Origin of the sequence: Streptomyces sp. NPDC059866 (assembly GCF_042731325.1) — a bacterium.
GTDB classification, from domain to species: Bacteria; Actinomycetota; Actinomycetes; order Streptomycetales; family Streptomycetaceae; genus Streptomyces; species Streptomyces flavusporus.
Genome location: NZ_JBHWJT010000011.1, coordinates 1 through 17,852, shown reverse-complemented (window position 1 = coordinate 17,852; position 17,852 = coordinate 1). Strand labels below are relative to the sequence as shown.

Here is a 17,852-nt window from a genome sequence, read left to right as displayed (position 1 = left end):
GGACGCCGCTGCCCTTTTCGCCAGTCGTTCCATGAGCCGTGGGAGGCTGACAGGTGTCCAGCGCAGCCGAGCAGGAGGCGGTGGCGGAGCAAGGCGCCGCCGGACAGCAGGGCCCGGCCGCCGCCGTGAACGGCGTGCAGCGCAGGGCGCCCGAAGTGCCCGTGTGGCCGGGTGCGCCGACGCCTCTGGGGGCCCGTTTCCGGGTCGGCCCGGACGGGGTGGCGGGCACCAACTTCGCGCTGTGGGCGGGCGGGGCGGAGGCGGTCGAGCTGTGTCTGTTCGACGAGGAGGGTGGTGAGACCAGCGAGCGCCGGCACCGCCTCACCGAGCTGACGCACGAGATCTGGCACGGCTTCGTGCCGGGAGTCCTGCCGGGGCAGCGGTACGGCTATCGGGTGCACGGCCGCTGGGATCCGTGGACCGGCGGCCGCTGGAACCCGGCGAAGCTGCTGCTCGACCCGTACGCGCGCGCGGTGGACGGCGACTACGCCGCGTTCGGGTTGTCACCCGAGGTGTACGGGCACGTCCGCGACTGGCCGCAGCAGCAGGTCGCGGACACCGTGCGCGACGAACGGGACTCGGCGCCGTACGTCCCCAAGGGCGTGGTGGTCCACGACGACGCACCCGACGACGAATGGATGGACGACCGCCGCCCCAAGACGCCGTGGGCGGACTCGGTGATCTACGAACTGCACGTGCGCGGATTCACCCGACTGCACCCCGGCATCCCCGAGGAACTGCGGGGCACTTACGCGGGCCTGGCCCACCCCGCCGCCATCGAGCACCTCACGAAGCTGGGCGTCACGGCGGTCGAGCTGCTGCCCGTCCACCAGTTCGCCCACGAGGACCACCTGCTGCGCCGCGGCCTGAGGAACTACTGGGGGTACAACTCGATCGGCTATTTCGCCCCGCACGCCGCGTACGCCGCCTCCGGCACGCGCGGCCAGCAGGTCGGCGAGTTCAAGCACATGGTGCGCGCCCTGCACTCGGCCGGCATCGAGGTCATCCTCGACGTCGTCTACAACCACACCGCGGAGGCGGGCGAGCTGGGCCCGACGCTGTCCCTGAAGGGCATCGACAACCGCGGCTACTACCGTCTGCAGTCCGACGCCCGCCGCTACGCCGACTACACCGGCTGCGGCAACACCCTGCATGTCGTCCAGCCGCATGTGCTGCGCCTGATCACGGACTCGCTGCGCTACTGGGTGACCGAGATGGGCGTGGACGGCTTCCGGTTCGACCTGGCGGCCGCGCTGGCCCGCTCCATGCACGACGTCGACATGCTGTCGCCGTTCCTGGCGGTCATCGCGCAGGACCCGGTGCTGCGCCGGGTGAAGCTGATCGCCGAACCCTGGGACGTCGGCTCCGGCGGCTACCAGGTGGGCGCCTTCCCCCCGCTGTGGACGGAGTGGAACGACCGCTACCGCAACGCCGTACGGGACTTCTGGCGGCACGCACTGCCGGACGTCCGGGAGATGGGCTACCGGCTGTCGGGGTCGAGCGACCTGTACGCATGGGGCGGCCGGCGTCCGTACGCCTCGGTCAACTTCATCACCGCGCACGACGGTTTCACCCTCCGGGACCTGGTGTCGTACGAGCGCAAGCACAACGAGGCGAACGGCGAGGGCAACCGGGACGGCTCGGACGACAACCGGGCGTGGAACTGCGGGGTCGAGGGCGAGACCGACGACGAGCGGATACGGGCGCTCAGGCGGCGCCAGTCGAGGAACCTGCTGACCACACTGCTGCTGTCGACCGGCGTGCCGATGCTGGTCGCGGGCGACGAGCTGGGGCGGACCCAGCGCGGCAACAACAACGCGTACTGCCAGGACAACGAGATCAGCTGGCTGGACTGGGGACTGCTGGAGGACCCCGGCTGGAAGGCCCTGTTCGAGCTGACCTCCCGGCTGATCGAGCTGCGGCACCGGCATCCCGTACTGCGCCGGCGGGCGTTCTTCTCCGGACGCGCGCACTCCGCGGACGGGCTCAGGGATCTGGCCTGGTTCACCCCGCGGGGCACGGAGATGACGGAAGGGGACTGGTACGCGCCCGCGGCCACGCTCGGCATGTATCTGTCCGGGCGGGACATCCCGGGGCGCGACGAGCGGGGGGCGCCGATCCTCGACGACAGCTTCCTGGCCGTGCTGCACGCCGGGGAGCGGCCGGTGAGCTTCGTACTGCCGGGGCCGCCCTGGGCGGAGCGCTACGAGGTGGTCGTCGACACCTCGCGGGAGGAGCAGGGCGAGGAACCGGGCGTGGTGCACCGGGCGGGGGCGACGATCACGGTGCCGGGGCGGGCGGTGCTGTTGCTGAAGGTGGGTTGAGGCTGTTGGGCGGAGGTGGTTGAGCGCTGTTGGGCGAAGGTGGGTCGAGGCTGTTGGGCGAAGGTGGGTCGAGGCTGTTGCCGAGGGTGGGGCGAGCCAAAACTCGGTGGGCGTTGTCAGTGGCTGTCCGTAGGCTCGCCACTGATGTCCACGACACGTGCCACCCCGACCGACGACCGCTCCACCGTCCGCTCGCTGCTGCGCCTGTGGCCCTATGTCCGGCCGGTGCGGGCGCGGCTGTTCACCGCCGCGTTCGTCGCGATACTCGCCTCCTGCACGGGGCTGGTGATCCCGCTCGTCCTGAAGTGGCTCGTGGACGGGCCGGTCGCCGACCGGGACCCGGCGGGGGTGTGGCTCGGGGCGCTGTATCTGCTGCTGCTCGGGCTGGCCGAGGCACTGCTGTTCGGGCTGCGGCGGTGGCTGGTGGCACGGCCGCTGGCGGGGGTCGAGGCGTCGATGCGGGCGGATCTGTACCGGCATCTGCAGCGGCTGCCGGTGGCGTTCCACGACCGGTGGCCCTCGGGGCAGTTGCTGTCCCGGGGCACGACGGATCTGATGCTGCTGCGGATGTTCCTCGCCTTTCCGCTGACGTTCCTGCTGGTCAACAGTGTGACGATCCTGGTCGGCGTGATCATCATGCTGGCCCAGGACCTGATGCTCGGGCTGGTGATCCTGGGGCCTGCCGTGCCGGTGGTCGTCACCTGTGTGATCTTCGAGAAGCGGTATGCGGAGGTGGCGCGGCGCGCACAGGACCAGGTGGGTGATCTGACGACGGTCGTCGAGGAGGGCGTGCTCGGCATCCGGATCATCAAGGGGTTCGGCCGGCATCGCAGTCAGGCACGGGCGTTCCGGGAGCTGGCGCGGACGCTGCGGGGGACGGAACTGCACAAGGCGCGGCTGCTGGCGACGATTCTGGGCGTCATCGTGACGTTGCCGGAGGTGGCGATCGGGGCGGCGCTGGTGTTGGGGGCGGTGCAGGTTGCGGACGGGGGGTTGTCGGCGGGGACGCTGGTGGCGTTTTTGTCCACGGCGCTTGCTCTTCGGTGGCCGGTGGATTCCATCGGCTTCCTGCTGGCGATGAGTCAGGAGGCGGCGACGGCTACTGAGCGGTACTTCGAGGTGCTGGACGCGGAGCCGGAGGTTTCCGGTGAGCCTGCGTCGGTGTCGGGGGGTGGGGAGCGCGGCCCGGCGTTGCGGGGTGCCGCCCGCGCCCACCCTCCCCCACTCTCGGCTTCGCTCGAGCGGGGGGACCCCCATCGCCCCAGCGGCACGACTGCCCGCGGCTTGGCGGGGTTGCGTTTCGAAGCCGTCTCCTTTCGTTACCCCGACGCCCCCGTCGACTCGCCCCCCGTGCTCGAGCGCATCGATCTTCACATCCGCCCCGGCGAGTCCATGGCGCTCGTCGGGGCCACCGGGAGTGGCAAGACGACGCTGACCGCGCTCGTTCCCCGGTTGCACGAGGTGACCTCCGGGCGGATCACGCTGGACGGGGTGGACATCACCGCCATGTCCCGTCAGGAGCTGCGCTCCAGGGTCGCCGTCGCCTTCGAGGAACCCACGCTGTTCTCGGCGAGCGTCGGGGAGAACGTGCTCATGGGTGCCGCCGACGGTGCCGGAGCCGCCGAGCTGGACCGCGCCCTTGCCGTCGCGCAGGCCGAGTTCGCGCACACGCTGCCGCAGGGCACGGACACGCAGGTCGGTGAGCAGGGCCTGAGTCTGTCCGGCGGCCAGCGGCAGCGGCTGGCACTCGCCCGGGCGGTCGTGGGACGGCCGGAGTTCCTGGTGCTGGACGACCCGCTGTCCGCACTGGACGTGCACACGGAGGCCGCCGTGGAGGCCGCGCTGCGGGACGTTCTCGCCGCCACCACCGCCCTGATCGTGGCGCACCGCCCGTCCACGGTGCTGCTCGCCGACCGGGTGGCGCTGCTGTCCGGCGGCCGGATCGCCGCCGTCGGCACGCACCACGAACTGCTGCGGACCAACGCCGAGTACGCCCACCTGATGTCCGGGGCGGACCAGACGCACCAGGAGGCAGCCCGATGACCGCGTCCGCCACCTCCACCCCGGTCGCCGACGAACCGGAGGACTCGCGCCCCCACAAGGCCGACGACCCCTTCGACAAGGACGTACTGCCCACCCCGCCCGGCGCCACGGCCGCCCTGCTGCGTTCCCTGCTCGCGCCGATGAAGGCCCGCGTCGCGCTGACCACGCTTCTGCTGCTGCTCCAGCAGGCGGCCGTGCAGGCGGGCCCGCTGCTGGTGGCGTACGCCATCGACACCGCCGTACCGGCGTTCCGCGACCACGACCACGGGCCGCTGATGGCGGTGGCGGCCGGCTATCTGCTGTGCGCGCTGGCCTCCGGCGGGCTGCAGTACGCGTTCGTGGCCGCCTCCGCCCGGGTCAGCCAGGATGTGCTGCTGGACCTGCGCGGCCGGATCTTCCGGCACGCCCAGGCGCTGAGCATCGACTTCCACGAGCGGTACACCTCGGGCCGGCTGATCTCCCGCTCCACCACGGACGTCGAGTCGCTGCGCGAGCTGCTGGAGGAGGGCCTGCAGGAGCTGGTGATGGTCATCCTGTCCTGCGTGTACGTCGCGGCGATCCTGCTCTGGCTGGACCTGGGGCTCGGCGCGGTGGCGGTGGCGTCGTTCGTGCCGCTGTGGGGGCTCGTACGGCTGTACCAGCGGCGGGCGCGGCGGGTGTACCGGCAGCGGTCGACCGCGATCGCCGCCGTGATCGTGAAGTTCGTGGAGACGATGAACGGCATCCGCCCGGTGCGCGCCTTCCGCCGGGAGGCCGCCAACGACGCCGAGTTCCGCGTCCTGAACCGGCGGCACGAGCGGACCAACGGGGACGCGCTGCTGGAGATGGCCCGCTATGTCGTCGGCTCGCGGATCGTGGGCAACACGGCCGTCGCGCTGATCGTGCTGTGGGGCGCCCACCGGGTGGCGGACGGCACGCTGGCGCTGGGTGTGCTGGCGGCCTCGGTGCTGTACCTGCGGCGGATGTACGACCCGATCGACCGGTTCGGCATGTTCCTGAACTCGTACCAGTCGGCGGCGGCCTCGCTGGAGAAGATCGCCGGGCTGCTCGCCCAGACGCCGTCGGTGCCGGAGCCCGCCAAGCCCGTGCAGCTCCCGGCCCTCGCCTCCGAACACCCCGGCCGCGAGGTCGTCTTCGACGGCGTCCGCTTCGCCTACCGCACCGGTGGCGAGGTGCTGCCCCCCTTCGACCTCACGATCCCGGCGGGGCAGACGATCGCGGTCGTCGGCACCACGGGCGCGGGCAAGTCGACGCTGGCCAAACTGCTCGCCCGCTTCTACGACCCGTCCGACGGCCGGGTGCTGCTCGACGGGGTCGATCTGCGCGACCTGGCCGTGCCCGAACTGCGGCGCGGGGTGGTGATGGTGACGCAGGAGGCGTTCCTGTTCTCCGGCACGGTCGCGGAGAACATCGCCATCGGCCGCCCGGACGCGAGCCACGAGGAGATCGAGCGGGTGGCGAAGGCGATCGGCGCGCACGATTTCATCAGCGCGCTGCCCGAGGGCTACGACACGGACGTCCGCAAGCGGGGCGGCCGTATCTCCGCCGGTCAGCGTCAGCTCGTCGCCTTCGCCCGGGCGTTGCTCGCCGATCCGGCGGTGCTGATCCTCGACGAGGCGACCAGCTCGCTGGACATCCCGGGAGAACGGGCGGTGCAGCGGGCCATGGCGACGGTGCTGAAGGGGCGTACCGCGGTCGTCATCGCGCACCGGCTGTCCACGGTGGAGATCGCCGACCGGGTGCTCGTCATGGAGCACGGCCGGATCGTCGAGGACGGCAGCCCGGCCGAACTCGTCGCCGGGACCGGCCGGTTCGCGGGTCTGCACCGGGCGTGGCGGGACAGTCTGGCGTGAGCGCCGACGGGAACGGGGACGGGGACGGATGATCGACGCGTACGAGGATCCCGGCAGACCCGACTGCCGCAGCGGCGGCCGGTATCTGTGGTGGCTGGTGCGCAGCCAGCCGGGGCGGTCGGTCGCCGGGGCGGTGGTGGGCTGCGTGTCGCTGGTGGCCGCGGCGGCGGTGCCGTATCTGCTGTCCCGGGCGATCGACGACGGGCTGGAGCCCGGCGACGGGGCCGCGCTGGCCGGCTGGGCCGCCGCCCTGCTGGTGGCCGGGGCGCTCACGGCCTGGCTGGACATCCTGCGGCACCGCATCATGACCCGGGTGCGGATGGACGCCAACTTCCGCACGGTCAAGGTCGTGGTCGGGCAGGCGGTGCGGCTGGGTTCCTCGCTGCGGCGGCAGGTCGCGGCCGGGGAGGTCGTCACGATCGGTGTGGGGGACGTGCAGACCATCAGCACGTCGCTGACCGTCGTGGGGCCCGGCGTGGGCGCGGTCGTCTCGTACGCCGTGGTCGCCGGGCTGCTGCTGGCCGTGTCGCCGCTGCTGGCGGCCGTGGTGCTGCTGGGCGTGCCGGTGATCGCCGTGCTGGTCGGGCCGCTGATGGGCCGGTTGCAGGGCGTGGAGACGGCCTACCGGGAGCGGCAGGGCGTGCTGACCGCGCGCATCGGCGACCTGGCGGGCGGGCTGCGCGTGCTGGGCGGACTGGGCGGCAAGGACCTGGTCGGCGACGCCTTCCGCCGCGACTCGCAGCGGCTGCGGGCCGAGGGCTACCGGGTCGGGGCGGTGACCAGCTGGATCCAGGCGCTGGGCCTCGGGCTGCCGACGGTGTTCCTGGCCGTGGTGACCTGGCTCGCGGCGCGGATGGTGGCGCAAGGGGACATCACCGTGGGCGAGTTGGTGTCCGTGTACGGCTATGTGGCGGTGCTGGTGGTGCCGGTGGCGTACTTCCTGGAGTTCGGCAACCAGGTCAGCCGGGGGCTGGTGGCCGCGCGGCGGGTCGTACGGTTTCTGCGGCTGGAGCCCCTGGAGGACATCGGTGTGGAGGATGCGCCGGCCGAGCCGTCCGTGCTGTACGACCCCGAGTCGGGAGTCCGGGTGCTGCCGGGCCGGCTGACCGCGCTGGCCGGTGCGCGGCCCGCCGACTCGGCGAGCGTCGTCGACCGGCTCGGGCGGTACGTCCCTTCGGCGGCGACCTGGGGTGACAGACGGCTCGACGAGGTCGCGTTGCCGCAGGTCCGGGCGCGGATCCTGGTGGCGGACCACGAGGCCGACCTGTTCGCGGGCACGCTGCGGGAGGTGGTGTGCGGACGCCGGGACCGGGACGACGCGGCGATCGCGCGGGCCGTGCACGCGGCCGTCGCCGACGACGTCGTGCAGGGCCTGCCGGACGGGCTGGACTCGCGGATCGACGCGCAGGGCCGCAACCTCTCCGGCGGGCAGCGGCAGCGCGTACGGCTGGTGCGGGCGCTGTTGGCCGATCCCGAGGTGCTGCTCGCCGTGGAGCCGACGTCCGCGCTGGACGCGCACACGGAGGCCGCGGTGGCGGAGCGGCTGCGCGCGGCCCGGGACGGCCGTACGACCGTCGTCACCAGTACGTCCCCGCTGGTGCTCGACCACGCGGACGTCGTGTACTACCTGGTCGACGGCAAGGTCGCGGCCGGCGGCAGCCATCAGAGCCTGCTGGCCGAGGAGCCCGGGTACCGGGCGCTGGTGGCCCGTGACGCGGAGGAGACGGTGCGATGACGGCGGGACCGGGCCGGCTGCCGGTGGCGGAGCGGGCCGACGTACGGCGGGCCACGCTGGGTCTGGTCCGGGCGGACGGGCGGGCCTTCGCCGTCGCGGTCGCCCTCAACGCGCTGGCCGCCGGGGCCGGGCTGGCCGGGCCGTGGCTGCTCGGCCGGATCATCGACGAGGTGCGGGCGGGGGCCGGCGTCGCGGTGGTGGACCGGCTGGCGTTCGCCATCGTGCTGTGCGCACTGGCGCAGCTGCTGCTGGCCCGCTGGGCCCGGTACGTGGGGCACCGGTTCGGCGAGCGGACGCTGGCCCGCATCCGGGAGGGCTTCGTCTCCCGGGCACTCGCGCTGCCCTCCTCCGTCGTGGAGCGGGCCGGGACGGGCGATCTGACGGCCCGGGGCACGGCCGACGTCGCCGCCGTGGGGGCCACGTTGCGCGATGCCGGGCCCGAGCTGCTGGTCGCCTTCGTCCAGGCGGCGTTCCTGCTCGGCGCGGTCTTCGTGCTCGACCCGCTGCTCGGCGCCCTGTCGGCGCTCTGTCTGACCCCCATCTGGTTCTCGACGCGCTGGTATCTGCGCCGGGCCCGGGACGCCTATCTCGCCGAGGGCGCGGCCACGTCGGACGTCGCCGAGATCCTCGCGGCGACCGCTGGGGGCGCCCGCACGGTCGAGGCCTTCCGGCTCGGCGAGCGGCGGACCGCCGCGAGCCGGGACGCGCTGGAGACGGCCCGCCGCACCCGGCTGCACACGCTGTTCCTGCGCTGCGCGTTCTTCATCGTCGTGGACTTCGCGTACGTCCTCCCGGTGGCCGGCGTGCTGCTGCTCGGCGGCTGGCTGCACGCGCGCGGGGAGATCAGCCTGGGGTCGGTGGTGGCGGCCGCCCTGTACCTGCGGCAGTCGACCGAACCGCTCGACCAGTTCCTGGTCCGGATCGAGCAGTTGCAGGCCAGCGGCGCCTCCTTCGCCCGCGTCGAGGGCCTGGCCCGGGTGGAGCGGACGGTCCCGGCCGACTCCCCCGACCCGGCCGACGACCGCATCGACGTCACCGGCGTGCACTACGCCTACGACCGCGGCGGCGAGGTGCTGCACGGGGTGGACCTGACGGTGCGGCCCGGGGAGCGGCTCGCGGTCGTCGGTCCGTCCGGCGCGGGCAAGAGCACGCTGAGCAGGCTGCTGGCGGGCATCGACGCGCCGGGGGCGGGCACCGTGACGGTGGGCGGGGTGCCGGTCGCCGGTCTGGGGCCGGAGCGGCTGCGCCGCCAGGTCGTGCTGGTCACGCAGGAGCACCATGTGTTCCTGGGCACGGTCCGCGACAATCTGCTGATCGCCGAACCGGCCGCGACGGACGAGGAGTTGTGGGCCGCGCTCACCGCGGTCGGCGCCGACGGCTGGGTGCGCGAGCTGCCCGACGGCCTGGACACCGAACTCGGTACGGCGGACCGGCGCACCGACGGCTCACAGGCCCAGCAACTCGCCCTGGCCCGGGTCGTGCTGGCCGACCCGCACACCCTGGTCCTCGACGAGGCCACCGCCCTGCTCGACCCGACGACCGCCCGGCACACCGAGCGTGCCCTGGCCGCCGTACTGGAGGGCCGTACGGTGATCGCCATCGCGCACCGTCTGCACACCGCGCACGACGCGGACCGGGTGGCCGTGATGGAGGCCGGACGCCTGTCCGAACTCGGTACGCACGAGGAACTGGTGGCGGCGGACGGCGCGTACGCGAGGCTGTGGCGGACGTGGCACGGAGAGACGGCCCCGTAACACTGACGTTTCGTATATCGAACGTGAACTACCGGACAACGGACGATTTCCGGCCAACTTTTTGACGCGCTCCTGACAGTAAGCGCTCCTCGGTGCCACGCTTCCCACGGCCACTTCACAGCAACCCCACTGATCCGCCGCTGTGTTGTCCCCGGCCATCCGCACCTGGTTTCGCGTTCTGCCCGGGCGGCCCACCCGCCGTCCGGATCTCCCCTGGCCACGTGATCCGCGGCCATGCAGAAGGAGTCAGTGTTGAGAAGCAGTTCCTCTCGCAGACGCACCTCCCACACCACACCCCGCAGAACCACCGCCGTCGTCCTCGTCGGCGTCTCCGCCCTGATCGCCGCGGCCGTGCAGTCCGGCGCCGCGACCGCCGCCCCGGAGAAGGCACCGTCGGCCGCGGGCAAGGTCATACCGGGCGCCGAGTCCGTCAAGCTGTCCCCCGCCCAGCGCGCCGAGCTGATACGCGAGGCCGACGCCGCCAAGGCGGACACCGCCAAGGACCTGGGCCTCGGCGCCAAGGAGAAGCTGGTCGTCCGTGACGTCGTCAAGGACGGCAACGGCACGGTCCACACCCGCTACGAGCGGACCTACGACGGCCTGCCCGTCCTCGGCGGCGACCTCGTCGTGGAGACCACGAAGTCCGGCGAGACCGAGGCCGTCGTCAAGGCGACCCGCGCCGCCATCAAGCCGGCGACCACGACCGCCTCCGTACCCGCCGCGAAGGCCGAGAAGCAGGCGCTGGCCGCCGCGAAGGCCGAGGACGCGAAGAGCCCCGACGTCAACCGGACGCCCCGCAAGGTGATCTGGGCCGCGAACGGCAAGCCGACCGTGGCGTACGAGACCGTCGTCGGCGGCTTCCAGCACGACGGCACCCCGCAGGAACTGCACGTCGTCACCGACGCCACCACCGGCGAGAAGCTGTACGAGTGGGAGGCCATCGAGACCGGCACCGGCAACACGGTCTACAGCGGCACGGTCGACCTCACCACCACCCAGTCGGGTTCGACGTACAACCTCACCGACGGCGCGCGCGGCAACCACAAGACGTACAACCTCAACCGCGGCACCTCCGGCACCGGCACCCTCTTCTCCGGCCCCGACGACGTCTGGGGCAACGGCAGCCCGTCCAACCTGGAGTCCGCGGCCGCCGACGCGCACTACGGTGCCGCGCTGACCTGGGACTACTACAAGAACGTGCACGGGCGTTCAGGTATCCGCGGTGACGGTGTGGGCGCCTACTCCCGGGTCCACTACGGCAACAACTACGTCAACGCGTTCTGGTCCGACAGCTGCTTCTGCATGACGTACGGCGACGGCTCGGGCAACGCCAATCCGCTCACGTCGATCGACGTGGCCGCGCACGAGATGACCCACGGGCTCACGTCGAACACGGCCGGCCTCAACTATTCCGGCGAGTCCGGCGGCCTGAACGAGGCGACCTCCGACATCTTCGGCGCCACCGTCGAGTTCTACGCCGACAACTCCTCCGACGTCGGTGACTACCTCATCGGCGAGGAGATCGACATCAACGGCGACGGCACCCCGCTGCGCTACATGGACAAGCCGAGCAAGGACGGCGCGTCCAAGGACGCCTGGTACTCGGGCATCGGCTCGATCGACGTGCACTACTCGTCCGGCCCCGCGAACCACTTCTTCTACCTGCTGAGCGAGGGCAGCGGCACCAAGACCATCAACGGTGTCACCTACGACTCGCCCACCTCGGACGGCCTTCCGGTCACCGGCATCGGCCGCGACAAGGCGGAGAAGATCTGGTTCCGCGCGCTGACCACCAAGTTCACCTCGACCACCAACTACGCGGGCGCCCGCACCGGCACCCTCGCGGCGGCCGGTGAGCTGTACGGCACCACGAGCACCGAGTACAAGGCAGTGCAGGACGCCTGGGCGGGCGTCTCAGTCGGGCCCCGCCCGGACGGCGGCGGGGACGGCGGTACGTCCTTCGAGAACACCGCCGACGTGTCGATCCCGGACAACGGCGCCGCGGTGACGTCCTCGATCCCCGTGACCGGACGGACCGGCAACGCCCCGTCCAACCTCCGGGTCGCGGTCGACATCACGCACACCTGGCGCGGTGACCTGGTGATCGACCTGCTCGCCCCGGACGGCACCGCGTACCGCCTGAAGAACTTCAGCTCCTCCGACTCGGCGGACAACGTCGCCGAGACCTACACGGTCAACGCGTCCTCCGAAGCCGCCAACGGCACCTGGCAGTTGAGGGTCCAGGACCAGGCGGCCCAGGACGTCGGCACCATCAACAGCTGGAAGCTGACGTTCCCGTAGGCCTGTCAGCGGTTCCCCGAAGACAGGGCGCCGCGGCGCGGCCGACGGCCAACGTGAGCTGAGCGCAGGCCTGTTGACGCAGGACTGAGGGGCGACACCCGGGACGAAGGCATCCCCGGGTGCCGCCCTACCCTTGTGACCCATGTCCTTCACGTACGACACCGTCGGCGCGACCCGGGAGTACGGCTTCTGCCCGCCCGGCTTCCACCCCCTGCACGTGCGCACCCGCATCGGCGAGGGCGAGGAGGTCTTCCACAGAGCCGCCGAGGCGGTCATGACCTGGGAGATGCACCGCGCGCTGGGCGTCGGCATCGACGCGTCGTCCGACCGCGCGGCCCCCGGCGTCGACGTCACGGTCACCCTCGCCGGAGTGATCAAGGCACCGTGCCGGGTGGTGTGGACGGTGGAGGAGTACCGGCGGGTGGGCTGGGCGTACGGCACGCTTTCCGGCCATCCGGAGTGCGGCGAGGAAGCGTTCGTGGTGGAACGGACGGGCGACGGCACGGTCTGGCTGACCGTGAACGCCTTCAGTCGTGGGGCGAAGTGGTACGCCCGAGCGGGCGGTCCGGCCACTCGGGGGCTGCAGCATGCGTATGCGCGGCGGTGCGGGGCGGTGTTGCGGCGCTTGTGCGGGGAGAGCGACTGACCCACCCGTGAGACAGGGCCGGCGCCGAGCCGGGCTGCACGTGAACCGCTGAGCCCGGCACAGCCCCGGCCGGCTCCCTTTCCTGCATGCCGGCCGGGGCTGTCGCATGCTCGCCTCGGCGCGCCCTACCGCATCAACACCCCCGCCCCCTCCACCACATCCTCCGACGGCACCGCCACCAGCCCCAGCTCCGCACTCGTCGCCAGCAACCGGTGTGCGGGCAGGATGCGGACCGTGTAGCCGTACGGCCCCGTCCGGTCCAGGGACAGCGGGCCCTCGTACATCCAGCGCCCCTCCGTGTCGGGGCCGCCCGCCGGTTTCAGCGGCACCGTCGTGGCATCGGCGATGCGGTCCTCGGGGTCCACCCGGCCGGAGACGGCCTGGACCTCGATGTCGTCGGGGGCGAGGTCGCCCAGGGCGACGCGGACGCGGAGGGTGAGGGTCGTGCCCAGCTCGGCCGTTGCCGTGGTGGCGGACGTTTCGACGTGGTCGACCCGTACCGCGTGCCAGGACCTGCGCAACCGGGCCTTCCACCGGGCGAGTTCGCGCGCCGCGTCCGGGTCCATGGTGCGGTGGGCGCGGGCTGCGGGCGCGTACAGGCGCTCGACGTACTCACGGACCATGCGGCCGGCCAGCACCTTGGGGCCGAGCAGGGTGAGCGTCTGGCGGACCATCTCGATCCAGCGGTCGGGCAGGCCGCCCGGGCCGCGCTCGTAGAAACGCGGGGTGACCCGCTGTTCGAGCAGGTCGTAGAGGGCGGACGCCTCGATGTCGTCGCGTCGGTCCGGGTCTGTGCCCACGCCGTCCGCGGTCGGGATGGCCCAGCCGAAGTCGGGCTGGAACCACTCGTCCCACCAGCCGTCGAGGACGGAGAGGTTCAGGCAGCCGTTGAGGGCCGCCTTCATGCCCGATGTGCCGCAGGCCTCCAGCGGGCGGAGCGGGTTGTTCAGCCAGATGTCGCAGCCGGGGTAGAGCTTCTGCGCCATCGCCATGCCGTAGTCGGGCAGGAAGACGATCCGGTGGCGTACGCGCGGGTCGTCGGCGAAGCGGACGAGTTCCTGGACGAGCCGCTTGCCGCCGTCGTCCGCGGGGTGCGCCTTGCCGGCCACCACGATCTGGATCGGGCGTTCCGGGTGCAGCAGCAGGTCCATCAGGCGGTCGCGGTCGCGCAGCATCAGCGTCAGGCGCTTGTACGACGGGACGCGGCGGGCGAAGCCGATCGTCAGGACGTCCGGGTCGAGCACACCGTCGATCCAGCCCAGCTCGGCCGTGCCCGCGCCGCGTTGCCGCCAGGAGGCGCGCAGCCGTTCCCGTACCTCCGTCACCAGCTGCTCGCGCAGGGTGCGGCGCAGCTCCCAGATGTCCTGGTCGGGGATGTCCGCGACGGCGTCCCAGCGGTCCGAACCGCCGTCGCTGAAGGCGTCCTCGGCGCGCCCGACGCCGATCTGCCGGGCGCCGAGCCGGAACACCTCGGGGGCGATCCAGGTCGGGGCGTGCACGCCGTTGGTGACGGAGGTGATCGGCACCTCGTCGGGGTCGAATCCCGGCCACAGTCCGGAGAACATCTCCCGGCTGACGTTGCCGTGCAGCAGGGAGACCCCGTTGGCGCGCTGGGCCAGACGCAGCCCCATCACGGCCATGTTGAAGAGGTTGGGTTCGCCGCCGGGGTAGGTCTCCATGCCGAGTCGGAGGATGCGTTCGACGTCGATGCGCGGGAGTTCGGCGTCGGGGCCGAAGTGACGGGCGACGAGTTCGCGGTCGAAGCGGTCGATGCCGGCCGGGACGGGGGTGTGGGTGGTGAAGACGGTGCCCGCGCGGACCGCTTCCAGCGCCGAGTCGAACTCCAGCCCGTCATCGGAGAGTTCGGCGATCCGCTCCAGGCCGAGGAAACCGGCGTGGCCCTCGTTGGTGTGGAAGACCTCGGGCTCGGGGTGGCCGGTGAGCCGGCAGTACGTCCGTACCGCCCGGACCCCTCCTATACCGAGCAGCATCTCCTGGAGCAGCCGGTGCTCGCTGCCGCCGCCGTAGAGCCGGTCGGTCACACCGCGTTCGCCCAGGTCGTTCTCCTCGACGTCCGAGTCGAGCATCAGCAGCGGGACCCGGCCGACCTGGGCCAGCCAGATCCGGGCGCGCAGGAACCTGCCGCCGGGCAGGGCGAGGGTGACCTGGGCGGGGGTGCCGTCGGGCTCCTTGAGCAGGGCCACCGGCAGCTCGTTGGGGTCGAGGACGGGGTAGTGCTCCTGCTGCCAGCCGTCCCGGGAGAGGGTCTGGCGGAAGTAGCCGTGCCGGTAGAGCAGCCCGACCCCGATCAGCGGTACGCCGAGGTCGCTGGCCGCCTTCAGATGGTCGCCGGCCAGGATGCCCAGGCCGCCGGAGTACTGGGGCAGAGCGGCGGTGATGCCGAACTCGGGTGAGAAGTAGGCGACGGCGGCGGGGAGTTCACCGGACTGCGCCTGGTACCAGCGGTCGCCGGTGACGTAGTCGTGGAGATCGTCGGCCACCGTGGTGAGGCGGCGCAGGAAACGGCGGTCCTCGGCCAGCTCGGTGAGCCGCGCGGGCGGCACGCTGCCGAGCAGACGTACGGGATCACCGCCTGATGCAGCCCACCGCTCCGGATCGACGGACTGGAACAGATCGCGTGTCTCCGTGTGCCAGGACCAGCGCAGGTTGCGTGCCAGGTCGCTCAGCGGGCGGAGGGGGTCGGGGAGAACGGGTCGGACCGTGAATCGACGGATCGCCTTCACATGCCACCTCGTCACGTGCGGAGGAGGACGCACGGCGGTGTGCGTCCCGTCATCGATATCGACGGTAGTGGTTACCCGGGGTCACCGTGGCCGACTCCCGGGGGAGCGTCCGCTGTCCGGCCGGTCATGCCCCAAGCCGACCGAAATCCGCCGCAACCTTCACTCGTCCCCCATAGCCGATATGGCCGATTCCGCCCCCACAAGCCTCCTTGTGGCGCTTCACACCGCACGAGAGGCTGCCAACCGGCGTACCGGCCGGCGAGCGGATGCACGCGGTCGCCGGCGGTTGCCGCAACACCGAGTCGAGGAGGGGAACTCGGACCATGACACGGACGCGAACACGGCGTCTGCGCTGGGCGGGTGGCCTCACCGCGGTGACATGTGCCGCGGTGTTTTCGGCCACCGTACCGCCCGCGCAGGCCGCGCCTGAGGGGCGGATACTCGGCGCCGGAGAACCCGGCGCCGTCAGCGGCAGCTACCTGGTGACGCTGAAGGGGGGAACGAAGGCTCCGTCGGCGGCCGGAAAGGGCATCGCCGAGAAGTACGGGGCGAGAATCAGCCACACGTACGGCACGGTCCTGAACGGCTACGCGGTGCGGGCCGGCGAGAGACAGGCGAAGCGGCTCGCAGCCGACCCGCGCGTCGCCTCCGTCACCCAGGACACCCGTGTGGTCGCCGACCACACCCAGAAGAACCCGCCGTCCTGGGGCCTGGACCGCATCGACCAGCCGAACCTGCCGCTGGACAAGAGTTACACCTGGCCGGAGTCGGCGGGCAGCGGAGTGACGGTGTATGTGATCGACACCGGCATCCGCATCTCCCACAAGGACTTCGGCGGCCGGGCCGGTTACGGCTGGGACTTCGTCGGCGGCGACAGGTCCGCCGGGGACGGCAACGGACACGGCACGCATGTCGCCGCGACGGTCGCCGGCCAGAGCTTCGGCGTCGCCAAGAAGGCCAAGGTCGTCGCCGTGCGGGTGCTGGACAACGCCGGTTCCGGTACGACCGCGCAGGTCATCGCCGGTATCGACTGGGTGACCCGGCACGCCCGCAAACCGGCGGTCGCCAACCTCAGCCTGGGCGGCTTCTACAACGCCCAGCTGGACGCCGCCGTACGCACGTCCATCGCCTCGGGTGTCACGTACACCGTCGCGGCGGGCAACGACGGCCTCCCCGCCGGTCTGTACTCCCCCGCGGGCGTACGGCAGGCGATCACCGTCGGCGCCACGAGCCGCACGGACGCCCGGGCGTCCTTCTCGAACTACGGCTCCGCACTGGACCTGTTCGCCCCGGGCGTGGCGATCACCTCCGCGTCCCACAGGAGCAACACCGGCACGGCGACCTTCTCCGGTACGTCGATGGCGTCGCCGCACGCCGCGGGCGCGGCCGCGCTGTATCTGGCCGGCCATCCGAAATCCACCCCGGCGCAGGTTTCCAAGGCGCTTGTGGCGGGGGCGGTTTCCGGCAAGGTCTCCGGTCGCGGCCTGGGTTCACCGAACAAACTTCTCCAGGTACCGCGGTCGTAGCGCCACATTCCAGCCGTGACGGCAGTATCGGCCCCGTTCGTCTCGAACGGGGCCGGTCTTGTGCGTAGACATACGCGTGAGTAGTTAACAAAGTGCCGGATTGCCCACCCGAACAGGGTGGGAAGGCTCCTGCGGTACGCCCCCACCGGCACATCCCGCACGACCCACCTCCCCACAGCCATCCGCCCACCCACGTTGACGCGGACAGGAGCGGTGATGCCCGCCACGCACCACTCGTCAGCACCCCTGACATCGAGCCCCGAAAGCAGCACCGAAAGCACCGAGGCACAGCAGCCCGTGCGCCCCGTCGACGCCGGCCGGCCGGTCCCGGAGCCGGCCTCCGCGGACGAGGCGACCGCCGTCGGGCGCATACCCGTCCTCGACGTCCGCCCGATCGTCCAGCACGGCCGCCGGCCCGCGAAGGCGGTGACCGGGGAGACGTTCGAGGTCTCGGCGACCGTCTTCCGGGAGGGACATGACGCCGTATCGGCCAATCTCGTACTGAAGGACCCGGACGGCCGCCCCGGCCCCTGGACGCCGATGCACGAACTCGCCCCCGGCACCGACCGCTGGGGCGCCACCGTCACCGCCGGTGATCCCGGCCTGTGGACCTACACCGTGGAGGCGTGGGGCGACCCGGTCACCACCTGGCGGCACCACGCCCGGATCAAGATCCCGGCCGGCATCGACACCGACCTGGTCCTGGAGGAGGGCGCGCGGCTCTACACGCGCGCCGCCGTCCAGGCGCCGAGCCGCGCACGGCACGTGCTTCTCGCCGCTGTCGCCGCGCTGCGGGACGAGAACCGTCCCGCCGCCTCCCGGCTGGCCGCCGCGTTGACGCCGGAGGTGGACGGTGTGCTGGGGCGGTATCCGCTGCGGGAGTTGGTGACGGCGTCCGAGCCGTTGCCGCTGCTGGTGGAGCGGGA

General features: G+C 72.0%; 10 protein-coding genes. 9 read left to right on the top strand and 1 reads right to left on the bottom strand.

All coding sequences use genetic code 11. The features are described 5' to 3' along the window. The first annotated feature begins 53 nt into the window (after positions 1-53). The 7 genes from glgX (at position 54) to ACFV7R_RS18260 (ending at position 12,656) form a co-directional block, all read left to right on the top strand. Positions 54-2,324, top strand: a complete 2,271-nt coding sequence (gene glgX, locus ACFV7R_RS18290) for a glycogen debranching protein GlgX (protein ID WP_385264447.1) — start codon at positions 54-56, stop codon at positions 2,322-2,324. 144 nt (positions 2,325-2,468) lie between these two features. Continuing rightward, positions 2,469-4,367 (top strand): ABC transporter ATP-binding protein, encoded by a 1,899-nt coding sequence (locus ACFV7R_RS18285; protein ID WP_385264446.1) that lies wholly within the window; start codon positions 2,469-2,471, stop codon positions 4,365-4,367. Then, a complete protein-coding gene (locus ACFV7R_RS18280) occupies positions 4,364-6,220 on the top strand; it encodes an ABC transporter ATP-binding protein (protein ID WP_385264445.1) in 1,857 nt (618 codons plus the stop codon). The genes ACFV7R_RS18285 and ACFV7R_RS18280 overlap by 4 nt, the downstream gene beginning before the upstream one ends. A 28-nt stretch (positions 6,221-6,248) precedes the next feature. Then, positions 6,249-7,955, top strand: a complete 1,707-nt coding sequence (locus ACFV7R_RS18275; protein ID WP_385264444.1) for an ABC transporter transmembrane domain-containing protein — start codon at positions 6,249-6,251, stop codon at positions 7,953-7,955. Next, positions 7,952-9,709 carry an ABC transporter ATP-binding protein gene (locus ACFV7R_RS18270; RefSeq protein ID WP_385264442.1) on the top strand — a complete coding sequence of 586 codons (1,758 nt, stop codon included), beginning with the start codon at positions 7,952-7,954 and terminating at the stop codon, positions 9,707-9,709. Before ACFV7R_RS18275 ends, ACFV7R_RS18270 begins: the two co-directional genes overlap by 4 nt. Positions 9,710-9,961: 252 nt before the next feature. Next, the gene (locus ACFV7R_RS18265; RefSeq protein WP_385264440.1) at positions 9,962-12,010 is read left to right on the top strand and encodes a M4 family metallopeptidase; all 2,049 of its coding nucleotides are present in this window, start codon (positions 9,962-9,964) and stop codon (positions 12,008-12,010) included. Positions 12,011-12,152: 142 nt separating this feature from the next. Beyond that, positions 12,153-12,656: a DUF1990 family protein gene (locus ACFV7R_RS18260; protein ID WP_385264438.1), complete on the top strand. Its 504-nt coding sequence runs from the start codon at positions 12,153-12,155 to the stop codon at positions 12,654-12,656. A 125-nt stretch (positions 12,657-12,781) separates the two neighbouring features. On the opposite strand, the gene ACFV7R_RS18255 is transcribed toward ACFV7R_RS18260, so the two are convergent. After that, positions 12,782-15,400 carry a glycosyltransferase family 1 protein gene (locus tag ACFV7R_RS18255; RefSeq protein WP_385264778.1) on the bottom strand — a complete coding sequence of 873 codons (2,619 nt, stop codon included), beginning with the start codon at positions 15,398-15,400 and terminating at the stop codon, positions 12,782-12,784. Between the two features lie 323 nt (positions 15,401-15,723). On the opposite strand from ACFV7R_RS18255, the gene ACFV7R_RS18250 reads away from it, so the two are divergent. Next, the gene (locus tag ACFV7R_RS18250; RefSeq protein WP_385264436.1) at positions 15,724-16,926 is read left to right on the top strand and encodes a S8 family peptidase; all 1,203 of its coding nucleotides are present in this window, start codon (positions 15,724-15,726) and stop codon (positions 16,924-16,926) included. Between the two features lie 216 nt (positions 16,927-17,142). Beyond that, positions 17,143-17,852 (top strand): maltotransferase domain-containing protein (locus ACFV7R_RS18245; protein WP_385264434.1); only part of this gene is annotated, 710 nt, incomplete at its 3' end.

Coding starts and splice junctions, on each gene's coding strand:
- ACFV7R_RS18275 (WP_385264444.1), top strand. CDS start 6,249: ATGATCGACGCGTACGAGGATCCCGGCAGACCCGACTGCCGCAGCGGC.
- ACFV7R_RS18285 (WP_385264446.1), top strand. CDS start 2,469: ATGTCCACGACACGTGCCACCCCGACCGACGACCGCTCCACCGTCCGC.
- ACFV7R_RS18280 (WP_385264445.1), top strand. CDS start 4,364: ATGACCGCGTCCGCCACCTCCACCCCGGTCGCCGACGAACCGGAGGAC.
- ACFV7R_RS18270 (WP_385264442.1), top strand. CDS start 7,952: ATGACGGCGGGACCGGGCCGGCTGCCGGTGGCGGAGCGGGCCGACGTA.
- ACFV7R_RS18250 (WP_385264436.1), top strand. CDS start 15,724: ATGACACGGACGCGAACACGGCGTCTGCGCTGGGCGGGTGGCCTCACC.
- ACFV7R_RS18260 (WP_385264438.1), top strand. CDS start 12,153: ATGTCCTTCACGTACGACACCGTCGGCGCGACCCGGGAGTACGGCTTC.